Source organism: Corynebacterium xerosis NBRC 16721 = ATCC 373 (genome assembly GCF_001552415.1).
In the GTDB taxonomy this organism is placed as follows: Bacteria; Actinomycetota; Actinomycetes; order Mycobacteriales; family Mycobacteriaceae; genus Corynebacterium; species Corynebacterium xerosis.
In genome coordinates, this window is sequence record NZ_BCRD01000003.1 from 192,060 (window position 1) to 213,692 (window position 21,633).

Genomic DNA, 21,633 nt, shown 5'->3' on the forward strand with positions numbered 1-21,633 from the left:
ATGGTTTCCGCTTCCTCCGCCGAGAACCCCGGCTTCACCCCGGACTTCGACGCGGCGACGAAGGAGAACGTCCGGCGCATCGCGATCGGGTTGTACGACTTCCTGGCCGCCACCCGTCGCCTCGGGGAACGCCCCAACCAGCGACTCGACATTTCGCAGTCGGAGATGGAGGTCCTGCACTTCATTTCCACCCACCCCGGCTGCGGCGTATCGGACATCGCGCGGCTGCGGTTCCTGCGGCCGTCCAACGTGTCGGCCACCGTGCGGCGCCTGCTCGACAACAACCTGATCAAGCGCGAGCACAACGCCGTCGACCGCCGGGCCCAGGACCTCTACGTCTCCGACACCGGCACCGAGCTGCTGGAGCAGATGATCGGCCACTGGGGCGAGATCATCGAGCGCATCGTGTTGACCATGAGCCCGGATGATGTCCGCCGCCTGGCCAAGGCCGTCCAGCCGCTGCTGCAGCTCGCCGAGCACTCCGAGACCTTCGTCGAGGAGCACCAGCGCCGGCACGAGACGTTCTAGGCGCCACCCGGGTTCCGAGAATCAAAAACCCGTAGCCCGAATCCCCTAGCCCAGATCCTCGTAGTCCGGCGACGACGCCAGCGCCCACGAGCGCTTGGGGATCCGCCCGGCGCGGTACGCCAACCGTCCGGCGGCCACGCCGTCGCGCATCGCGGCGGCCATGAGCACCGGGTCCTTCGCCCGGGTCACGGCCGTCGCCAGCAGCACGGCCGAGCAGCCGAGTTCCATCGCCCGCGCCGCATCCGACGCCGTGCCGATGCCCGCGTCGCAGATGACGGGCACGCCGGCGCGTTCGACGATCATGCCCAGGTTGTGTTCGTTGAGGATGCCCTGTCCGGTGCCGATCGGCGCCGCCAGCGGCATGACCGCCGCGCAGCCGATGTCCTCCAGGCGCTTGGCCAGCGCCGGATCGTCGTTCGTGTACGGCAGCACGGTGAATCCGTCGTCCACCAGCTGTTCGGCGGCGTCGACGAGTTCGAGGGCGTCGGGAAGCAACGTCCTGTCGTCGGCGATCACTTCCAGCTTGACCCAGGACGTCCCCAGCGCCTCGCGCGCCAGCCGCGCGGTGAGCACGGCCTCGCGGGCGGTGCGGCACCCGGCGGTGTTCGGCAGGGCCTCGATGCCCAGCTCCCGGAGCAGGCCCAGCACGCCCGTGCCGCCGCCTGCGTCGACGCGGCGCATGGCGACGGTGGTCAACTCGGTGCCCGACGCGCGCAGCGCCTCGCCCAGCACCGCCTGATTCGCCGCCCCGCCGGTGCCCATGATCAGCCGCGAGCCGAACTCGCGGCCGGCGATGACGAGCGGATCGGTGGTGGTTTCGGCTGCCGCCGCCATCGTCTAACCCCCCTGGACCGCGGTGAGCACGTCGATGGCCGACGGCTCGAGCTCCCCGACGGTGGCCTCCCACCGCTCGCGCGGCAGGACGACGCCGTCGACGGCGACGGCCACGCCGCGGGCATCCCCGGCGATCTCGGCGACGACGTCGGCGATGGTGGCGTCGGCCGCGAGCTCGCGGTCGGCGCCGTTGACGGAAACGGTGCTGGTCATTGTGTCCTTCTCGCTCATCGTGTGCGGAATCGGTCGGGGTCCGCGCTCGCGGCCTCCGGCAGTGGTTCGCCTTCGACGATGCCCTTCACGGCGTCGGCGGTGACCGCGGCCAGAAGAATACCGTTGCGCCCGTGGCCGCAGGCGGCGACGACCCCCGGACGGACCTCACCGATCATGGGCGCGTTGTCCGGCGAGTACGGCCGCAGCCCGGCGGAGACTTCGGCGAACGCGTAGTCGTCGATGCCGGGGAACACGAGCGCGGCATCGTCGAGAAGCATCCGGGTACCGCCCGCGGTCGCCTCGATTTCGTGCCCGTGCTCGTACTCCGTCGCGCCGACGGCAAGCCCCCAGCTCCTGGGCACCAGGTAGCAGGGTCGGCCGTGGACGCGGGCACGGATGGTGCGTGCGGGCCCGCTTTCCGACGACCCGCGCTGCCGCAACCGGAGCACTTCCCCCTTGACCTCCCGGATTGGCACGTCGATGAGCTCCGCCGACCCCGCGCCCGCCGCGACGACGACGACGTCGGCTCCGGTTTTCTCGCGCAGTTCGTCGACGTCGGCGACCGGGGCCAGGGACCTATCGACGCCGAGGTTCCGGCAGGCGGCGCCGAGCTGCGAGAGCAACCGCCGGTTGTCCACGCTCCACTCGTCCTCGCACACCACCGCGCCGCGCAGCACCGGGGCCAGCGCGGGCTCGAGATCGCGCAGCTCGCGGCGCGTGACGTGGCGCAGCGCGCCCGGGTAGTGGGCCTCGGTGGTCGCGGCGATGGACTCGACGTCGGCGGCGTCGGCGGCGTCGACGCCGGCGAGCACCGTGCCGCGGCCGGTGAGGATCGTCGACTGCTCCGCCGGCACGCCCTCCAGATCCTCCAGCAGCGGCAGCCACCGCTTCAGCGACTCCGCGCCGAGGTGGAGCATGGCCTCCTCCCCCGGCCACGCCTCGGTGAACGCGCCGAACATGCCGCCGGCGACCCAGCTCGGGCCGGTCGCGGCGCTCGGCGCGTGCAGGCTCACGCGGTGCCCGGCATGCGCCAGGCGAAAGGCGGTGGCCAGACCGATGACTCCGGCTCCGACGACGGCCACGCGCTGGGGGTCGCGGGAAACATCTCCGCTCATGACCGCACGGCCTCCCGCAGCGCCGCCGCATTCGCGCGCAATTCGTCATCGTCGGCGGCCGCCGTCAGGGCGCGCACCACGACGAGCTTCGTCGCGCCCGCCGCCGCGACCTCCCCCGCATTGGAGGCGTCGATGCCGCCGATGGCGAAAAACGGGTGCGCGTGGGCGTCGTCAAGCAACCGGCCCGCCGCATGCCGGACCAGATCCAGCCCGGCGGCCCTGCGCCCCGGCTTCGTCGGCGTGGCCCACACCGGGCCCGTGCAGAAGTAATCGAGATCCGGGTCTCCGCACGCCGCATCGACCTGCTCCGGAGTGTTGCAGGACTTGCCCAGCAACATGTCCGGGCCGATCAGCTCGCGCGCCACCGCGACCGGCAGATCCTTCTGCCCGGTGTGCAGCACGTCGGCGCGGGCCGCGACCGCGATGTCCGCCCGATCGTTGACGGCCAGGAGCTTGCCGTGGGCGTCGGCGACCTCGCGCAGGACGGCCAGCGCCGCGAGCTCCTCCGCGGCCTCCATCGCCCCCAGCTCCCGCTCGCCGGCCGAGCCCTTGTCGCGCAGCTGGATGATGTCCACCCCCGCCGCCAGCGCCGCATCCGCGAACCGCGCCAACTCGCCGAAACCCGGGTCAATGTGGCGGCGAGCATCGGTGACCAGGTACAGGGCCGCATCGGCGAGCTTCCGGCCGCGCGAGTCGCGCACGTCCGAACCCCCGGCCGGAACATTGTTCAACATGCGGCCAGCGTAGCGCGGATACGCTGGAGGACATGGACATGAAGCTCAAAAAGGCAGAAGACGTGCAGACCGCCCCGCTCATCGCGACGGGGCTCATCGGCGGCTGGCTCACCGCCCGCGAAACCGGCATCCGCCCGCTCGGCGGCGTCATCCTCGCCGCGGCCGGCATCTACTCGGCGCGCACCTGGTACGCCCGCAAGGGCCCGCTGGCCACCGCCGGGCTGCTCTGCGCGTACGTCGGCGCGTTCGGCGTCTCGCACCCGGCCGCGAAGAAGATCGGCGCCTGGCCCGCCGTGCTGTCCGTCACCGCCGTCACCGCCGGGCTGGCCGCGCTGGCGGATCAGTAGGTTTCGCGCAGCAACTCCTCGGCGCGCCGCCGCACGCCGGGCCAGGACTCCGCGAACGCCGGCAGCAGCGGCAGGTCCGCGACCTCGGCCAGCGGCACCCAGCGCAGCTCGAGCGACTCGGCGTTGGGAAACGTCTCCAGCGCATGGTCGGCCATGGCGAAGACGGTCGTGTACGTCCAGTCGCCGGTCAGATCCGGGCGCGCGGGGTCGGCAGGGAACGGCCCGGAGGTGACCTCGGCCTCGAGGACGCGGACCTGATCGGCGGTGATCCCCGTTTCCTCCTCGGATTCGCGCAGCGCCGCTTCGGCGGCCGTTTCGTGTGAATCGCGGGCGCCTCCCGGCACCCCCCACGTCAGCGGGCACGACGTCCATTCGGCGCGATATTGCATGAGAACGCGCCCGTCGGGGGTGAGCAGGAGCAACCCCGCGGCGCCGAGCCTCCCCCACAATCGGGAGCCGTCGGGGCCAGCGGCCCAGCCATTGCCGTCGTGAAGCATGGCCCCAGACTACGCGGTCGCCGCCGGCGCCCCTCCCTGTGGTTTGCCTCACATGACAACGGGACTAACATCTGTAACAGAGTTTCCCCCGCGCCCGCGGGGGCCGGATCTGCAGCGACGGGAGGCGAAGCGCGATGGCCGCCGATGCCCCCGATGTCCGGAAAAGACCCCGCAGAACACGGTTCACCCAGCGCCGCACGCCGATCGGATCGGAGCTGGGCAGCGCGTCGTCGGCGACGGAGCCCCGCACGTCCGGCGACCCGGTGTGGGTGCTGCCGGCGATGTACCCACCGCCGCCCGCGTCGAAGGACGACCGCGACCCGGACGAGCGCGTCGACGACCTCGAGCTCGGCGGCGGGGCGACGACGTTCAGCACGATCCTCGGCGAGCGGCTGGCGCCGGCCCTGGAGTACCCGAAGCGGACCATGTCGTTCCTGTTGACGTCGCCGGGCCGGCTGACGTTGGCGGCGGTGGTGCTCATCGTGGCGATTCTCGCGGCGGGCCTGTCCATGTCGGAATCGACGAACAACCGCCAGCAGCAGTTGGCCACGGTGTCGTCGGCGTCGGAGCCGCAGGCGAATGCGGCGCAGAACCTGTATTCGGCGTTGACCATCGCCGACGCGGCCGCCAACACGTCCTTCAGCCGGGGTGGGCTGGGCAGTGCGCCCCAGCTCCGCAAGCGTTACGACGACGCCATCGCCCAGGCCACCTTGGCCGGCACGCGCGCGGCGGCGGGTATCACGGAGGTCGACGGCGAGTCGATGCGGAACATCGCCACCGTCCAACGGCTCACCCCCGTGTACACGGGGTTGGTGGAGTCGGCCCGCGCGAATGCCCGGCAGGGCAATCCGGTGGGCGTGGCGTATCTGGCGGAGGCCTCGGGGCTGATGCGGTCGGAGATCCTGCCGGCGGCGGCCGCCCTGTACGGCGACACCAGCCGGTCGGTGGCCGAGGACCGCGCGAAGCTCACGGGCCTGCCCTGGGTGCCGCTGTCCGGGCTGCTCGCCGCGGTGCTGCTGCTGTTGTTCGTGCAGTGGCGGCTGACGCGCCGCAACGGCCGACTGATCAATCTGGGTCTGGCGGCGGCGACGGCGCTGATGGTCATCGCGCTGGTCGCGGTCTCGTTGGCGACGACGCTGTCGTGGCGCGGTTCGGCGTCCTTCGGCGGGTCCTATTCGCCGGTGCAGACGCTCACCGAGGCGCGCATCACCGCGCAGCAGGCCCGTTCGTCGGAGACGCTCGCCCTGGTCCGCCGCCAGCCCGGCGAGGTCAGCGCGTTCGAGGAGGCGGCGGGGACGATCGGCGACCTCATCGAGGAATCCGGCGCCACCGGAGAAGGGGCGGAAGACGCGGCCGAAGCCCTGCAGGAGTGGCGCCGCGGCCACGCGGACATGCGCTCCCGCCTCGACCGCGGCGACTACGCCGGCGCGGTGGAGGCGGCAACGGTGGAGGGCGCGCAACCGCATTCCTCGGCCGACGCGTTCGAGGACCTCGACGCGGCGCTGCAGACCGCCATCGCCGACGCCCGCCTCGACCTGCGCGCGGAAATCGAGGACGCCCGTCAGGCGTCGGCGGCGCTGTCCGCCGCCGTCGTGCTGTTGTCGATCCTGGCGACGATCTGCGTCGTCGTCGGCTTCCGCCACCGATTGCTGGAGTACCTGTGATGCGCCGCCGATTCCGCTCCGCCACCGCCGCGACCGCCGTCGCCGCCCTGGCCTCGCTCACGGCCTGCACGCCGCAGGCGCCGCTCGTCGACGACCCGTTCAACAAGATCATCGAAACGGCCACCGGCACCATGCCGCTGCCGCCGGAAGCGCGGTACGAGCCCGCCGATTCCCGCCCCGCCCGGCTGCCGGGCGACGTCGTCCCCGAGCCGACGCCGGCCCCCGGCATCGGCCCCGCGCAGGACCGCATCCCCGAGATCGTCGAACGCGGGCGCATCATCATCGGCGTCGACCAGTCGCTGAACCTACTCGGCTTCCGCGATGCCACCACCGGCGAGCTCGCGGGCTTCGAGGTGGCGCTGGCCCAGGAGATCGCCCGCGACATCTTCGGCGACCCCGACGCCGTCGAGTTCCGGTACGTCGACTCCACCGAGCGCATCGACGCGCTGCGCACGGGACGCGTCGACGCGATCGTGCGCACCATGTCCGTCACCCCGGACCGCGAATCCTCGGTGGACTTCTCGGCGCCGTACCTGACCGCCCGCGCGGGGATCCTCGTGCCCGCCGCCGAGCAGGACTCCGGCCCTGCCGGCGATGGCGATGGCGGCGACGACGCGGCGCCCATCTCCACGGCGGAGGACCTCAACGGCCGCCGCGTGTGCGTCGCCGCCGATTCCACGCCGGAGGAGATCGTCCGCTCGGAGGCCCCCGGCGCCGAACTGCTGCTGGTGCGCAGCTGGTCCGACTGCCTGGTCGCGCTGCAGCAGCACCAGGCCGACGCCGTGGTCTCCGACGACACCATCCTGGCCGGCATCAACGACCAGGACCCGGCGACGACCATCGTCCGCCGGGGCCTGAGCACCGAGAACTACGCCGTCGGCGTCGCCCAGGACAACGCCGGCCTGGCGTCGCAGGTGAACCTGACCATGGAGCGCATCCGCTCCGACGACACGTGGCAGCAGCTTTACGACACTTGGCTGGGGGCGTTCCTGCCCGGCGGCCAGCAACCCTCGGCCCCGTACCGGGAGGCGGAACGATGACGAACCCCGACGAATCCGCCCCGGCCACCGAGGCCGTGGCCTTCGACCCGTTCGCCGACGATTCGGAGCCGGGCACCGTCGCCACGCCCTTCGACCCCTTCGCGGACGACGACGATGACGTGGACGAAGCCGACATCGCGACCCAAGCGGGCACCGGCGGGCCGTCGCAAAGCATTCCCGCGGCCACCCGCGTCGACCCGTCCGCGGAATCGCACCGCCGCGCCCTGGACACGTTCCGCGAACGCCGCAGCCGCGCCCGCCAGGGCCGCACCGTCGCCGAGGGCATGGTGCAGCTGCCGTTCATCCCGCCGACCAACCCGCGCGACGCGGTCATGGGCCCGGAGAAGATCGCGGCGACCGGCAAGCCCTCCCCCACGCTGTCGGCCGGCGACCTGGTGGCCGGCCAGTACGAGATCGCCGGGCCCATCGCCCACGGTGGCCTGGGCTGGATCTACCTGGCGCAGGACCACAACGTCTCCGACCGCTGGGTCGTGCTCAAGGGCATGATGGCCACCACCAGCGAACGCGACCTCGCCGTGGTGCAGGCCGAGCGGGAGTTCCTGGCGGAGATCACGCATCCGGGGATCGTGAAGATCATCAACTTCATCGAGCCCGCGGAAACCGACACCGGCTTCATCGTCATGGAGTACGTCGGCGGCCCGTCGCTGCGGCAGCGCAAGCGCGCCCAGCCCGACGGCCTCATGCCCGTCGACGTGGCGGTGGGCTACATCCTCGAGGTCCTGCCGGCGCTGGACTACCTGCATTCGCGCGGCGTGGTCTACAACGACCTGAAGCCGGACAACGTGCTGCTGGCGGAGGACCAGGTCAAGCTCATCGACGTCGGCGCGGTCACCGGCATCGGCGCCTACGGCCACATCTACGGCACGCCCGGTTTCCAGGCCCCCGAGGTCGGCCGCACCGGCCCGACGGTGGCGTCGGACATCTACACCGTCGGCCGGACGCTGGCGTCGCTGATCACGGACCTGCCGTCGACGAACGGCGTCTACGACGCGGGCCTGCCCACGCCGATGGAGGAGCCGCTGTTCCGCCGCCACCTGTCGCTGTACCGGCTGCTGCTGCGCGCCTGCGACCCGGACCCGGAGGCCCGCTTCACCAGCGCCGAGGAGATGGCCATCCAGCTCACCGGCGTGCTGCGCGAGATTCTGGCGGTCCGCGACGGCGTGCAGTACCCGCACGTGGGCTCGCTGTTTTCGCCGCAGCGATCGACGTACGGCACCAAGCACCGGGTTTTCCGCACCGATCAGCTGGTCGACGGCATCGCCCGCGACGTCACCATCACGGCGCAGGAGATCACCGCCGCGCTGCCGGTGCCGCTGGTCGACCCGAACGATCCGGGCGCGCGGCTGCTGTCGGCGTCGTCGTTCACGGAGCCGGGCGAGCTCATCGACACCCTGACCGCGGCGCTGCAGAACCCGGAGAATTCGGCGTCGGTGGAGATCCCGCTGGCCATCGTCCGCGCGCAGCTCGACCTCGGCTCGACGGAGGAGGCCCGCGACGGCCTGCGCGCCGCTCCCCCGCGGTTGCGCAGGGATTGGCGCTGGGGCTGGTACGCCGGGGTCACCGAATTGCTTCTCGACGACTACGACTCGGCGCTGGAGTCCTTCAACCGCGTGCTGGCGATGCTGCCGGGAGAGCCGGCGCCGAAGCTGGCGCTGGCGGCGACGCTGGAGCTGCTGCAGCAGCGTGCGGGCATCGCGCGCCAGCAGTTGCTCGACCCCGTGACCGCGCGGGCGACGGCGAACCTGGACCAGCATCTGGAGGACATCCCCGAGTCGATGCTGCGCCACCTCACCGACACGTGGACGACCAACGCGTCGGATCACGCGTCGATGCGCTTCCACGCCACCCGCCTGTACGCGATGGTGTGGGCCACCAACCCGACGACGGTGTCCTCGGCGTTCGGCCTGGCCCGGCAGCTGACGGTGGAGGGGCAGCAGGAGATGGCCATCTCGATGCTCGACCGCGTGCCCACCGCGTCGCGCCACCACCGCCTGGCCAAGCTGACGACGATCCTGCTGCTGACCTCGGGCGCCCCGGAGTCGCTGACGGAATCACGCATCCGCCGCGCCGCCCGGCGCCTGGTGGAGTTGCCGACCAACGAGCCGCGCGTCGAGCAGCTGCGCATCGCCGTGATGGTCGCGGCCCTGAATTGGCTGCGGGCCAGCGGGTTGGAGCACGCCGCGAGCCGCAACGAGCTTTTCGACGTCCCGTTCACCGTGGAGGGCCTGCGCGCTGGCCTCGAAGCCGGATTGCGGCAGCTGGCGCGGTCGTCGCCCTTCCCCCGGCACCGGTACCGGCTGGTGGACATGGCGAACCTGATTCGGCCGCGCACCTTCCGGTGAGCACCCCCCCCGGCGGATTGCACGGCTTTCACCATCGGCCCCGCCGCCGTAAAGTGCCCTTCATGACCGGAAAGCACCGTAAGCCCTCCCGCCTCCGCCGCGTGGCGCGCACCGCCGCGCCGCTGGCCGTCATCGCAGGCCTCGGCGCAGCCCCAACAGCCGCCGGCGCGCAGCCGCTGCCGAACCTCGGCCCGGCCCCGCAGGCCCCGAACCGCGCCGACATCGACGGTTTCCTGGACCGCGCGCAGATCCCGGGCGAGGTCCGCGACGCCGTGGAGCCGTTCCTGCCCAAGGCCGAGCCGCAGCCCGCCCCGGCTCCGGCCCCGGCTCCGGCTCCGGCCCCCGCGCCGGTGCAGGAGGAGCGCGCCGCCGACGCCCCGCCGGAGTCCCCGTGCCCGGCCACCGCCCGCGCCTGCGTCGACCTGTCCGGCAACCGCACCTGGCTGCAGCAGGACGGCAAGCTGCTCTACGGCCCGACCGTCATGTCGCACGGCAAGCCCGGCCAGGAGACCCCGAAGGGCACCTTCACGGTGACCCGCAAGGTCAAGGACGAGATCTCCTACGAGTTCGACAACGCCCCGATGCCGTACGCCGTGTACTTCACCAACAACGGCCACGCGTTCCACGAGGGCTCGACCAACGTCCAGTCGGCCGGCTGCGTCCGCCTGTCCCACGACGCCGCCAAGTTCTTCTTCGAGAACCTGCAGGTCGGCGACGTCGTCTACATCTACTAAGGGCCCGTACCAAGGGGCACGGCCACCGCGACGGTCCACGTGAGCGTCGCAAAGCAAGGCCACCGACGCGAAAAACCCGCCGGAACCGACCGGCGGGTTTTCGCGTGCGCGGAAACTCCGGGAACTAGTGCGCGTAGGCCATGGCGTACTGCGCGATGGCCAGCTCCTCGTTGGTGGGGACCACGAAGACCTTGACGGTGGAATCGTCCGCGGAGATCAGGCGCGGGCCGTCGTTCGGGCCGGCGTTGCGCTCCGGGTCGATCTTGATGCCGAAGTTCTCCAGCTCCGCCATCGAGTCGCGGCGGATGCCCACGTGGTTCTCGCCGACGCCGGCGGTGAACGTGATGGCGTCCAGGCGGCCCAGGATCAGCATGTAGGAGCCGATGTAGCGGCGCAGCTGGTGCACGTACATCTGGTAGGCCGCCCACGCGTCCGGGTCGTTGTCGTCCATGCGCTCCTGCAGGATGCGGAAGTCGTTGACGCCGGAGACGCCCTTCAGGCCGGACTGGCGGTTGCACAGGTTGTCGATCTCGTCGATGGACATGCCCTGGCGGTACAGGTGGAAGATGATGCCCGGGTCGATGTCGCCGGTGCGGGTGCCCATCATCAGGCCGGCCAGCGGGGTCAGGCCCATTGACGTGTCCACGGCCAGGCCGCCGCGCACCGCCGCCGCCGAGGCGCCGTTGCCCAGGTGCAGGGTGATCTGGTTGACCTCGCGGGGATCCTTGCCCAGCAGCTCCGGGACCTGGCCCGACACGTACTCGTGGCTGGTGCCGTGGAAACCGTAGCGGCGGATGTCGTGCTTCGCGGCGACCTCGGCGTTGATCGGGTACAGCGCGGCGGCCGGCGGCATGTCGTGGAAGAAACCGGTGTCGAACACCGCGACGTGCGGCACGTCGGGGAGCAGCTTGCGGGCCTCCTCGACGCCGACGATGTTCGCCGGGTTGTGCAGCGGCGCCAGCGGAATCAGGTCGCGGATCATCTCGACGATCTGGTCGTCGATCAGCTGCGGCTTCGAGAACAGCTTGCCGCCGTGGACGACGCGGTGGCCGACCGCGGCGATCTCCACGGAGTGCGGGCCACAGCCGTTGTCGTCCATGAGCTTGAAGGCCTTGTCCAGGCCGTCGGCGTGATCGGAGATCGGCTCGGTGACCTCGATCTTCTCGCCGCCGACCTTGAGGACGATGGTGCCGTTGTCCTCGCCGATGCGCTCGACGAGACCGGAGACGTACGGCGGCTCGGTGGCGTCCTTGGAGGGATCGACCAGCTGGAACTTGATGGACGAGGATCCGGAATTGACTACGAGGGCGTGACGCGACATGACTTAGTTTCCTCCTGCCTGGATGGCGGTGATGGCGACGGTGTTCACGATGTCGGCGACCGTCGCGCCGCGCGACAGGTCGTTGACCGGCTTGTTCAGGCCCTGGAGGATGGGTCCGATGGCGAGTGCGCCGCCGCAGCGCTGGGCGATCTTGTAGCCGATGTTTCCGGCGTCGAGATCGGGGAACACGAAGACCGTGGCCTTGCCGGCCACCTTCGAATCCGGCATCTTCTTCTTCGCCGTCGACGGCGAGATGGCCGCGTCGAACTGCAGCGGGCCGTCGACGGCCAGCTCCGGGTCGAGCTCGCGGGCCTTGGCCAGGCCGGCCTTGACGCGGTCGACGTCCTCGCCGGTGCCGGACTCGCCGGTGGAGTAGGACATCATGGCCACGCGCGGCTCGATGCCGAAGTTGGCGGCGGTCTCGGCGGAGACCACCGCGATCTCGCCGAGCTGCTCCGGCGTCGGCTTCGGCAGGACGGCGCAGTCCGCGAAGCCCCACAGGCGGTCGTCCATGACCATGAGGAACAGCGACGACACCGTCGACGCGCCCGGCTTGGTCTTGATGATCTGGAACGACGGCTTGATGGTGTGCGCCGTGGTGTTGGCCGCGCCGGAGACCATGCCGTCGGCCAGGCCCTTGTGGATCATCATCGTGGCGAAGTAGGAGATGTCGTTCATGGTCTCCCGCGCCTCGTCGATGGTGATGCCCTTCGACTTGCGCAGCTCCGCGAATTCCTCGGCGAAGGAATCCAGGTGCGGCGACGTCGTCGGGTCCATCAGCGCGGCCTTCGACAGGTCCAGGCCCAGGACGCGGGCGCGGTCCTTGATGAACTCCGGGTCGCCCAGGATGGTCAGGTCGCAGATGTCGGAGGACAGCAGCTCGTTCGCGGCGATGAGGATGCGGTCGTCCTCGCCCTCCGGCAGCACGATGTGGCGGCGGTTCTCCTTGGCCTGCTGCAGCAGCCACCACTGGAAGCGCTGCGGCGTCATGATCACCGGCACATCGGCCGACAGGGCCGAGGCGAGGCCATCGGCGTCGTCAAGCGAGACCACCGGCACGTCCAGCTTCGGCTTCTCGTCCACCTCCCCGGTGAGCACGACCGCCAGCGGCGCGGCGTAGCGGGTGCGCAGCTCGGCAACGGCCATGCGGATGCGGGTCAGCGCGGCGTCGTCGGAGCAGCCCTCGCCGTCGGCGACGAGTACCACGCCGGAGCCGGTGACGGCGGCGACGCGGGCGTCGAAGTCGAGGTTGCCGGTGGCGATGAGGACCATCGGCTGGTCGCCGGAGGCGCGCTCGGCCTCGACGGCGGTGACGACTTGGCCCAGGGCGTGGTCGGGGTTGCCCACGACCTCGTCGACGGTGGCGCCCTGCGGGCCGCCGACCGTGTGCATCATGCGGGCGCCGCCGAGGGCGGAGGAGACCGCCTCGATCACCTCGCGGTGGTCCCCGGACTGGTCGACGGAGGTGACGAGCACCGCCGCGGCTGAATTCACGTTTTCGCTCACGGTTTGTGTCCTTTCCGATGCGCCGGGCTGGGCGCACGCCTGTGGACCCGGCTCCGACTCGCGCGACGAGTCCCGGGAATCAGTGAGTCATGGTTCATTCTCTGCCAATAATTGTGAGTCACCTTACATACCCGGCGCAACGGCGGATACCTCCCGGGTACCCCTGTAAGCCGGACATTCGGGCGCATTCCCGCGATCGCCGCACGACCCGACCACCCGGACGTGACCAGGGTCACACTTGAGCGGGGGCCCGGTTAGGTTCACCTCACCCGACATGGATGTTCTCAGGTGGCCCCATTAGTATGGTGCGGAAATCGCGTTTCCCGTCGCGCACCCCAACCCCGAGAAGAGCAGGTCCAACTCAGCATGTCCCGTCCCCTCCGCGTCGCCATCATCGGTTCCGGCCCGGCCGGCGTCTATGCCTCGGATGCCCTGATGAAGTCCGGGCGCGGGGTCAGCATCGACCTGTACGAGAAGATGCCCGCCCCGTTCGGCCTCATCCGCTACGGCGTGGCGCCGGATCACCCCCGCATCAAGGGCATCATCAAGAGCCTGCACAGGGTGCTGGACAAGCCGGAGGTCCGGCTCATCGCCAACGTCGAGTTCGGCAAGGACGTGACCCTCGACGAGCTCAGGGAGCTTTACGACGCCGTCGTGTTCGCGACCGGCGCCGTCGGCGACCGCGACCTGAACGTGCCGGGCGCGGACCTCGACGGCCACCATGGCGCCGGCGAGTTCGTCGGTTTCTACGACGGCAACCCGCTGTTCAAGCGCGATTGGGACCTGTCGGCCGAGTCCGTCGCCGTCGTCGGCGTGGGCAACGTCGGCCTGGACGTCGCGCGCATCCTGGCGAAGACCGGCGATGAGCTGCACGTCACCGAGATCCCGGACAACGTGTACGAGACCCTGCGCACCAACAAGGCCCGCGAGGTCCACGTGTTCGGCCGCCGCGGCCCGGCGCAGGCGAAGTTCACGCCGCTGGAGCTGAAGGAGCTGGACCACTCCCCGACCATCGAGGTCGTGGTGAACCCGGAGGACATCGATTACGACGCCGTGTCGGAGTCGAGCCGCCGCGAGTCGAAGATCGTGGATCAGGTCTGCTCGATCATCGAGAATTACGCGATCCGCGACCCGAAGGGCGCGCCGCACAAGCTGTTCATCCACTTCTTCGAGTCTCCGGTGGAGATCCTCGGCGAGGACGGCAAGGTGTCGGGCATCCGCACCGAGCGCATGGAGCTCGACGGCAACGGCGGCGTCCGCGGCACCGGCGAGTTCACCGATTGGCCGGTCGGTGCGGTGTACCGCGCCGTCGGTTACCGCTCGGACGCACTGCCGGGCATTCCGTTCGATGACCGCAAGGCCGTCATCCCCAATGCGGGCGGCCGCGTCCTCGACGGCGCAGAGGAGGGTGCCGACCACATCACCGGCCTGTACACCACGGGCTGGGTCAAGCGCGGGCCCGTCGGCCTGATCGGCAACACCAAGGGCGACGCCAACGAGACCGTGGCGAACCTGCTGGAGGATTACGACGCCGGCAACACCTTCGCCCCGTCCAAGCCGGGCGAGGACGAGGCCCTGGCGTTCCTGGAGTCCAAGGGCGTGCCCTTCGTGACCTGGGACGGCTGGTACTCCCTCGACGCCGCCGAGCGGAAGCTGGGCGAGACCGAGGGCCGCGAGCGCAAGAAGATCGTCGAGTGGGACGAGATGGTCGAGGCCGCGCGCGGCTAGGTTGCCGGGTTCCCGGGCTTTCGTGTTCGCGGGTACTCGGGGATGTGATTTCACCGAATCAGCCGGGGTCTTCGGACCCCGGCTTTTGCCGCGGGCGGGGCCTATTTTCCGGAAAGTGCGGTGCCGAGCACGCCGACGGTGGTGGCGATTGCGATTCCATCTAGAACGGGATCCCCGGTACCGGCCCCAGCGGATCCGGAGGCTCGGGAGCCTTCTCCCGATCGCCCTCAATGTCGGGCGGGGTCAGCGGCCACCCGTCATCGAGCGCCTCGGCAACCGCCCGGGCCTCGGCAGCTGCCTCCGGGTCCGAGCTGTTTTGCGGGCCGGCGATGAACTCATCGAACGCCGCCTCAAACTCCTTCGTCGCCCGCGCATGCTCCCGAATGGCCCGATCGTCATCCGCCTTCTCCATCGCCGCGATCGCATCGAATTTGGCCCGCAACCGCTTGTGGTTGCCATCCCGGATGATCTTCGTGCGCCGCGCCGCCCGCTGGCCGAACGTCTGCCGCTTGATGTGCGCCATCGGGCCCGACGGCACCGTCGTCGTCTCCAGCTCGCCATCATGACTGGTCCACGTCACGCTGCCGGCGTCGTGCATGACGGCATGGAAATGTCTGCTGGTCTTCATGTTGTGGTGATGGCGGCACAGGCACTGCAGATTCCACGTGGCCGTCACGCCCGTCACCGGCCCGGCGACCGGACCCATCGGCGCTTTGTTCGCCAGGTCCAACTCGGCCATCTCCCTGGCCGACTCGAACGCTCCCTTCGTGTGCTTCGCCCCACCCAGCAACGGATGCCCCTCGACGTACTTCGAGCGTGGGTCATAGTTGATGACGTGGTCGATGTCGCACTTGTGCGCCGGCACATCGCATCCGGGAAACCGGCACGTGCCATCCCGACCCCGGACCCGGGCCTTCTGTTCATCGGTGGGGACGTACCCGGGCGTGTGGGAGTCACGGGAGAAGCGCTTGTGGGTGCACCGCTCCAACCACTCGCGGCCGACGTGGTCCTCCAACCACCCGGCACCATCGAGCCACACCGCCACCGACTCTTTGTCGCAGGCGCCGTCGACGTAGACGTTCATGGTGATCTCCGCCGACGCCGTGCCCCGGCACATGTGCATGAGCACATCGCCCCGCGTGCACTCCCGTCCCGCCGCACGCTCCGACTCGTAGATGGCGTTCGCGATCGCCTCGAACTCCGCCATCCGGTCTTTGCGCAGATGCGCCATCAGCTCGCCATGATCGCCGGGGCGCTGGGTATCGATGGAGTAGCCCTCGGGCTCCTTCGAATCCTTCGGCTCGTCCTCATCGGGTGGGGTGGAGATCGGTTCGATCCGCTCGACGATCGCCGCCAACTCGCGGGCAAATTTCCGCAGGCCGGGGAGGGCCTGGTATTCCCGGCGGGGCGCCAAGTATTTGAGTATCGCGGTCTCGACGGCGTGGAGGTTGCCGTCGGAGATGGCGACGGTGGCATCGGCTATTTTGCCGAGGTAGGCGATGGGCAGCACGCCGGCGTCGGCGAAGTCCTTCAGCCGTGGCATGCGGGCAAGCATGATGCCGACGTCGCAGTAGAGCAGGGCGGCCCATTTGCCGCCGCCGATTTTCACGGCCAGCTTCGCCGCATGGGCGTCGACGTCGTCGGCATCGTCGGGGGCCGCCATGGTGGCCATGGCCACCGCGGCGATGTTCATGCCGCGGGCGTGGTTGATGAAGGGATCATCCGTCTTTTCGGTGATCCACTTCTTGCGCGCCGGCGGCGACTGCGATGAGTGGCCGGCGCCGAAGTCGAGGTGGGCGATCTCGTCGAAGCGATCATCGCCGGGTTGGTCGTGGTGGTGGTCCGGATCGTCGTTCACGAAGTCGAATGCCACGAGCGCGTCCTGTGGTGACTGGATGAATGATCAGGGAAGAAAACCGGGAACAGAGCCGGAATAAGAGCCAGAAAAAGCGGGGCCGAAGAGCCCCAACGGATGTAGAACCCCCGCCCCGCCTTCACCCGTAATGATACATGTGTTCGACATGTACCGCATGTCCATTCGATGACATTTTGTCCACGAAACGGCGAATTTTACCCGCCCTCCAGTTGTCGCACGGATGAACGAAAGCACCATTGGAAGAGATACCGACGCTCACCACCGCGCCCTCACCCGCCGAGCTCCACCACCTCGTCCGCCACGGCCGCCAGCAACCGGTGGTCGTGGGAGATGAACAGCACCCCGACGCCGGCGTCGGCACGCTCGCGCAGCACCGCCACGACGCCCGCGGAGGTGATCGGGTCGAGCATGGACGTCGGCTCGTCGCAGATGAGGAAGGCCGGGTCCTGCACGAGCGCGCGGGCGATGACGGCGCGCTGGAGCTGGCCGTCGGACACGCCGTCGGGGCGGCGCCCGAGCAATTCGCCGTCGAGCAGCACGGATTCGGCGGCGGCGTCGACGGCGGCGCGCTCCCCGGACGCCTCGCGCCCGATGCGCCCGCCCGCCGCGATCCGGAACGGCTCGCCGATGGTCCGCCGCAACGTCCACCGGGGGTCGCAGGCGTCGCGGGGCGCCTGGCCGATCATGGCCACGCGCACGGGGCCGCCGCCGGCGACCTCGCCGGAATCCGGGATCAACCTTGCGGACATCACCTTCGCCAGGGTCGATTTGCCGGAGCCGCTGGGCCCGACCAGGCCCACGATGCGTCCCGGCGCCACGTCGAGCGAGACGTCGTCGAGCACGGTCCGGCCGCCGAACGCGACGGAGATGCCGCGGGCGGACAGCGAAGCGGGGGTCACGGGCGCCATCTCAACCCCTCTCGTACGGCGCGGTCAGCCGCATGCCGCCGGAGGGCAGCGCGGCGAGCAGCGCGCGGGTGTAGTCGTGGCCGGGGTCGCCGAAGACGCGCTCGGCGGGGCCGTGCTCGACGATGCGGCCGCGCCGCATCACGGACAGCTCGTCGCAAAGCCCAGCCACGCGCAGATCCTCGGTGTCGTGGCTGATCAGCAGCACGGCGATCCCCTCGTCGGCGACCTCGCGCAGCAGCCCGAGCACCCCGGCGGTCAGCTCCGGGTCGAGGGCGCTGGTCGGCTCATCGGCGATGAGCACGCGCCGCCCGGTCGCCAGCGCGGCGGCGATCGCAGCGCGTTGCGCCATGCCGCCGGACAGCTGGTGCGGGAACATGCGGGCCGTGCCGGGCGGCAGGTGCACGCGGTCGAGAAGCTTGACGACGTCCCGGCCGTCCCCTCCATTGGCCCGCAGCACTTCGGCGACCTGGGGCCCCAGCCGCCGCACGGGAGTGAACGACGACGCGGGAGACTGCGGCACGTAACCGGCCGAGCCCTCGCCGACGATCTCCCCGGTAATGAGGGCGCCGGTGGGCCGCAGCCCGGCGATGGCGCGGCCGATGGTCGACTTGCCGGCGCCGGACCCGCCGATGAGGCCGTGGACCCGGCCCGGCGCCAGGGCGACGGTGGCGTCGGTGACGATGTCCTCGCCGCCGACGGAGACGGTGAGGTTCGCGACGCCGGCGTTGGGCGCGGCACTCATGGGGCGGCCTTTCGGGCGGGGGCGTGGGCGTCGCCAAGCAGCACGTTTCGGGGCACCAGCGCCAACAGGGACAGGGACGCGGCGAGGAGCACCGCGCCGGGGACCGCCAGCGTCCACCAGGCGCCGGTCATGATGTCCGCGCGGGCCTGGTCGAGCAGGGTGCCCAGCGACGGCTGATCCGGCTGCAGGCCCAGGCCCAGGAAGGACAGCGCCGACTCGTGCCACACCGCATGCGGCACGAGCATGGCGACGGCGATGACCGCCTGGCCCGCCGCAACCGGAAGCAGATGGCCGGCGACCACCGAACGGCCCGTCGCACCGGCCCCATGGGCGGCGGCGACGTACTCGGATTCGCGCACCGACAGCACCGTCGACCGCACGATGCGGGCGACCTGCGGCCAATGCGTCAAGGCGATGGCCAGCACCAGAGCGGCGACGGACCCGCGAAACAACGCGACGATGACCACGGAGAGGATGAGATGCGGGATCGAATTGACCGCGTCGGTGCCGCGCATGAGCACCCGGTCGACCCAGCCTCCCCGCGCCGCGGCGGCCAGACCCACGATCATGCCGATGGCCGTCGCCGCGCACGCCGAGATAAGGCCGATGAACAGCGACGTCCGCAGGCCCGCGGCCGTGCGCGACCACAGGTCGAAGCCGTAATGGTCCGTGCCGGTGATCCAATCGCCGCCGGGCGGGAGCAGGGCGCGGGAGAAATCGGCCGTCGGCTCGGGCCAGAGCAGCGGCACCAGGAACGCGTAGAGCAGCAGCGCGGCCAGCGGGAGGAAACGGAGATTCCTCATACGTCCCTCACCCTCGGGTCGAGGATCTTGTAGGCGACGTCGGAGACGAGGCTGCCGCCCATGACCAGGACGGTGGTCAGCACCGTGGTCACGGCGAGCAGCGGGAAGTCGACGTCCTTCGCGGAGGCCACCGTGGCCTCGGCCAGCCCCGGCCAGCCGAACACCGCCTCGACGATGACGGCGCCGACGACGAGCTCCGACAGTCGCCCGCCGACCAGGGTGACCAGCGGCATCAGCGACATCGGCGCGGCGTGGCGGCGCAGCACGACGCCTGCGGGCACGCCGCGGGCGCGGGCGTTTTCCACCGCGTCGGAGCCGATGGCCTCCACCGTCGCCTGCCGCACGGCCAGCAGCGGCCAAGGCAATTGCGTCACCGCCAGCACGAGCGCCGGGGCGATGAGGTACGGGCCGATCGAGGCGAGCGACGGCTGCTCCCCGATCGGCGCCGCGCCGCCGGCCGGGATGACGCGCAAGGTAACCGCGAAGACCAGGACCACGCCGAGGGCATAGATGAACGACGGCGTCGCGGCCAGGAACACGCCCAACGCCACGATCACGCGGTCGACGGGGCCGCCCGGGCGACGCCCCGCCCACAGGCCCAACACCACGGCGGCGGCGACGGCGACGGTCAGACCCGTGGCCGACAGCAGGATCGTCCACGGCAGGCGTTCGGCCAGCACGTCGGCGACGGGGCGCCCGAAAGTGCGGGAATACCCCAGGTCGCCGGTGATGACTCCCGCTGCCCAATCGAACCACTGGCGCCACCAGGGCAGGTCGGCACCGATGGCCGCGGCGACGCCGGCACGCTCGGACTCGGTGAGCTCCGCGTAGGTCGTGCCCAGATAGGACGCCAGGGGATCGAACGGCGACAGCGCCGCCAGGCCGAACATGGCGAAGGAAACGAGCACCGTCGTCGCGGCGATGATCGCCGTGCGCATCGCGACCATGCGGCCGAGGCCGTCGAGGTTGTCTCGCTTCACCGCGGGCTTCATTTCCGCCAATCCCGCAGATTCCACCACGGGCCCCAGATCGCACCGTGGATGTGCGGCTCGAGGATGAGCGGGCCCTTGTCCCACTGGTTCTCCTTGGCCAGGTACACGTGATCGACGGTGGCCAGGAAGATGCTCGACGGGTCGTCCACGTACAGCTGCTGGACCTCGCGGTACAGGCGGGCACGCTCGGCGTCGTCGGTGGCGCGGCGGGCCTCGTCGAGCTTCGCGTCGAGTTCGGCGCTGCCGTAGTCGCCGGGATTGTCGTATTCGGAGGTGCCCGCCCCGCGGGTGTGGAAGAGGTCGTGGGACATCATGTCCGGGTCCCACGGCGCCGATCCGCCGCCGAGCACCGCCGCGGCCTCGCCCAGGCGCGGGGTGATGTCGTCCCACGTGGAGGCGCGGGTGGGGAAGCTGACGCCGATGCGCGCCATCTGCGCCGAAAACTCGATGCCCAGGTCGCGGCGCTGGGTGTCCTCGCCGACGTAGTACAGCGGGATTTCGGCTCGGACGCCGTCCTTCGTCCGCACGCCATCGGGTCCCCTGCGCCAGCCGGCGTCGTCGAGCATGCGTTCGGCGGCGGCGACGTCATGGCGGAACACGGCGCCCGGGTCGTGCGCGTCGCCGTACATTTCCGGGATGGCGGTGGACATCGCGCGGCCATGGCCGTTCAACGGGCCGGCGACCATCGCCTCGCGGTCGACGGCGACGTTCAGTGCCCGGCGCACCGCCGGATCCTCCAGGAAGGGGTGCTTCGGCAGGGAAATCCCGCGCCAATCCGCGGTGGCGGCGGAATGGACCTCGATGCCCTCGCGGCCCTCGAAGCTCGTCGCCACCGACGCCGGCACGGGCGCACCGTCGAGCTCGCCGGAGGCCACGCGGTGGGCGCGGGCGGCGTCGTCGGCGGCGACGGTCACCACGATCTCGCCGACCTCGGGCTTCCCGCCCCAGTAGTCGGGGTTCGCGGCGTAGCGGACCATGTCGCCGCCGCGTTCGGTCACCCGGTACGGGCCGGTGCCCACGGGCTTCTCCCCCAGCGGCCCGTCGGCGACGGAACCCTCCCCCACCAACTCCGACGGCGCGATGGGCAGCGTCAGCCGGGACCGGAAAGCGCCGTAGGGGTACGCGAGCGTGAAGGTCACCGTGTGTTCGTCGACGACCGCGACATCGTCGATGAGGTCGTAATCGTGGGCCACCTTCGACCCGGCCGCCGCATCGCGGGCGACGTCGTAGGTCGCCTTGACGTCCGCGGCATCGAAAGCGGAGCCGTCGTGGAACGTCACGCCCTCGCGGAGTCTCACGGTCCACTCGCCGGCGTCGGCATCGGGCTCCGGTTCGCCCGCCGCGAGCGCGGGGACGAGGTCCGGGATGACGTCCGGGCCTCCGGCCGGTTCCGGGCGCAGCAGCCCGTCGTAGATCGGGCTGACGCCGGCCTGGCCGTAGCCCGAGGCGGGATGAAAATTATCGACGGCGACCCGTTCCGCGAGCTTCACCTGCTGCGGGTACGCGTCGGCGGTGACGCCCGGGGCACCGCATGCGGCGATGGCCAGCACGGCCGACGCGATGATCGCCCCGCCCATGGCCCTCGACTTCTTGCCGGCCATGCGACCGCACCTCCCGCACCCGAGAATGATCCATCAGGAGGTTAACAGTTCGGTTATCGCTGGTTGGGCGAAAGCCGGGGCCGGCCG

At 70.7% G+C, this 21,633-nt stretch carries 20 protein-coding genes; 7 read left to right on the plus strand and 13 right to left on the minus strand.

Annotation, left to right across the window (positions count from 1 at the left end; all coding sequences use genetic code 11):
- A complete protein-coding gene (locus CX1_RS06460) occupies window positions 1–528 on the plus strand; it encodes a MarR family winged helix-turn-helix transcriptional regulator (RefSeq protein ID WP_046649558.1) in 528 nt (175 codons plus the stop codon).
- Window positions 529–573: 45 nt separating this feature from the next.
- Here the strand turns inward: CX1_RS06460 and CX1_RS06465 are convergent, their stop codons facing one another.
- From CX1_RS06465 to thiE, 4 genes are read right to left on the minus strand one after another with little or no spacing between them, the layout of a single operon-like run.
- Window positions 574–1,362, minus strand: coding sequence for a thiazole synthase (locus CX1_RS06465; protein ID WP_060925424.1), 789 nt, complete (start codon window positions 1,360–1,362; stop codon window positions 574–576).
- A gap of 3 nt (window positions 1,363–1,365) precedes the next feature.
- The gene (thiS, locus tag CX1_RS06470) at window positions 1,366–1,575 is read right to left on the minus strand and encodes a sulfur carrier protein ThiS (protein WP_052753021.1); all 210 of its coding nucleotides are present in this window, start codon (window positions 1,573–1,575) and stop codon (window positions 1,366–1,368) included.
- Between the two features lie 14 nt (window positions 1,576–1,589).
- Window positions 1,590–2,690: a glycine oxidase ThiO gene (thiO, locus tag CX1_RS06475; protein WP_060925425.1), complete on the minus strand. Its 1,101-nt coding sequence runs from the start codon at window positions 2,688–2,690 to the stop codon at window positions 1,590–1,592.
- Complete coding sequence (gene thiE, locus CX1_RS06480) at window positions 2,687–3,424, minus strand: thiamine phosphate synthase (protein WP_046649560.1); 738 nt, start codon at window positions 3,422–3,424, stop codon at window positions 2,687–2,689. Before thiE ends, thiO begins: the two co-directional genes overlap by 4 nt.
- A 32-nt stretch (window positions 3,425–3,456) precedes the next feature.
- On the opposite strand from thiE, the gene CX1_RS06485 reads away from it, so the two are divergent.
- Complete coding sequence (locus tag CX1_RS06485; RefSeq protein ID WP_046649561.1) at window positions 3,457–3,771, plus strand: hypothetical protein; 315 nt, start codon at window positions 3,457–3,459, stop codon at window positions 3,769–3,771.
- Here the strand turns inward: CX1_RS06485 and CX1_RS06490 are convergent.
- Window positions 3,765–4,268 (minus strand): NUDIX domain-containing protein, encoded by a 504-nt coding sequence (locus CX1_RS06490; RefSeq protein WP_046649562.1) that lies wholly within the window; start codon window positions 4,266–4,268, stop codon window positions 3,765–3,767. The two genes, CX1_RS06485 and CX1_RS06490, sit on opposite strands and share 7 nt — an antisense overlap.
- 134 nt (window positions 4,269–4,402) lie before the next feature.
- Here CX1_RS06490 and CX1_RS06495 point away from each other — a divergent pair, with 134 nt between their 5' ends.
- From CX1_RS06495 to CX1_RS06510, 4 genes are all read left to right on the plus strand, one after another.
- Window positions 4,403–5,932, plus strand: coding sequence for a GlnX family signal transduction membrane protein (locus CX1_RS06495; protein WP_046649563.1), 1,530 nt, complete (start codon window positions 4,403–4,405; stop codon window positions 5,930–5,932).
- Complete coding sequence (locus CX1_RS06500; protein ID WP_060925426.1) at window positions 5,932–6,972, plus strand: glutamate ABC transporter substrate-binding protein; 1,041 nt, start codon at window positions 5,932–5,934, stop codon at window positions 6,970–6,972. The genes CX1_RS06495 and CX1_RS06500 overlap by 1 nt, the downstream gene beginning before the upstream one ends.
- The gene (locus CX1_RS06505) at window positions 6,969–9,335 is read left to right on the plus strand and encodes a serine/threonine protein kinase (RefSeq protein ID WP_052753022.1); all 2,367 of its coding nucleotides are present in this window, start codon (window positions 6,969–6,971) and stop codon (window positions 9,333–9,335) included. Before CX1_RS06500 ends, CX1_RS06505 begins: the two co-directional genes overlap by 4 nt.
- 62 nt (window positions 9,336–9,397) lie before the next feature.
- Window positions 9,398–10,069 (plus strand): L,D-transpeptidase, encoded by a 672-nt coding sequence (locus CX1_RS06510; RefSeq protein ID WP_082719180.1) that lies wholly within the window; start codon window positions 9,398–9,400, stop codon window positions 10,067–10,069.
- Window positions 10,070–10,193: 124 nt separating this feature from the next.
- Here the strand turns inward: CX1_RS06510 and CX1_RS06515 are convergent, their stop codons facing one another.
- Window positions 10,194–11,390: an acetate kinase gene (locus CX1_RS06515; protein ID WP_046649565.1), complete on the minus strand. Its 1,197-nt coding sequence runs from the start codon at window positions 11,388–11,390 to the stop codon at window positions 10,194–10,196.
- A 3-nt stretch (window positions 11,391–11,393) separates the two neighbouring features.
- The gene (gene pta / locus CX1_RS06520; protein WP_082719206.1) at window positions 11,394–12,785 is read right to left on the minus strand and encodes a phosphate acetyltransferase; all 1,392 of its coding nucleotides are present in this window, start codon (window positions 12,783–12,785) and stop codon (window positions 11,394–11,396) included.
- A gap of 477 nt (window positions 12,786–13,262) precedes the next feature.
- Here pta and CX1_RS06525 point away from each other — a divergent pair, with 477 nt between their 5' ends.
- The gene (locus CX1_RS06525) at window positions 13,263–14,624 is read left to right on the plus strand and encodes an FAD-dependent oxidoreductase (RefSeq protein ID WP_046649566.1); all 1,362 of its coding nucleotides are present in this window, start codon (window positions 13,263–13,265) and stop codon (window positions 14,622–14,624) included.
- Between the two features lie 160 nt (window positions 14,625–14,784).
- Here the strand turns inward: CX1_RS06525 and CX1_RS06530 are convergent, their stop codons facing one another.
- The 6 genes from CX1_RS06530 to CX1_RS06555 all read right to left on the minus strand — a co-directional run bounded on the left by CX1_RS06530 (window position 14,785) and on the right by CX1_RS06555 (window position 21,546).
- Window positions 14,785–16,497, minus strand: a complete 1,713-nt coding sequence (locus CX1_RS06530; protein WP_060925429.1) for an HNH endonuclease signature motif containing protein — start codon at window positions 16,495–16,497, stop codon at window positions 14,785–14,787.
- A gap of 272 nt (window positions 16,498–16,769) precedes the next feature.
- On the minus strand, window positions 16,770–17,408 hold the full coding sequence (locus tag CX1_RS06535; protein ID WP_060925430.1) for an ABC transporter ATP-binding protein: 639 nt from the start codon (window positions 17,406–17,408) through the stop codon (window positions 16,770–16,772).
- Window position 17,409: 1 nt separating this feature from the next.
- Window positions 17,410–18,150: an ATP-binding cassette domain-containing protein gene (locus CX1_RS06540; protein WP_060925431.1), complete on the minus strand. Its 741-nt coding sequence runs from the start codon at window positions 18,148–18,150 to the stop codon at window positions 17,410–17,412.
- Window positions 18,147–18,953, minus strand: a complete 807-nt coding sequence (locus CX1_RS06545) for an ABC transporter permease (protein WP_052753025.1) — start codon at window positions 18,951–18,953, stop codon at window positions 18,147–18,149. The genes CX1_RS06540 and CX1_RS06545 overlap by 4 nt, the downstream gene beginning before the upstream one ends.
- Window positions 18,950–19,900, minus strand: coding sequence for an ABC transporter permease (locus tag CX1_RS06550; protein WP_082719207.1), 951 nt, complete (start codon window positions 19,898–19,900; stop codon window positions 18,950–18,952). Before CX1_RS06550 ends, CX1_RS06545 begins: the two co-directional genes overlap by 4 nt.
- A 41-nt stretch (window positions 19,901–19,941) precedes the next feature.
- Window positions 19,942–21,546 (minus strand): ABC transporter substrate-binding protein, encoded by a 1,605-nt coding sequence (locus tag CX1_RS06555; protein ID WP_046649571.1) that lies wholly within the window; start codon window positions 21,544–21,546, stop codon window positions 19,942–19,944.
- Window positions 21,547–21,633 lie beyond the last annotated feature (87 nt).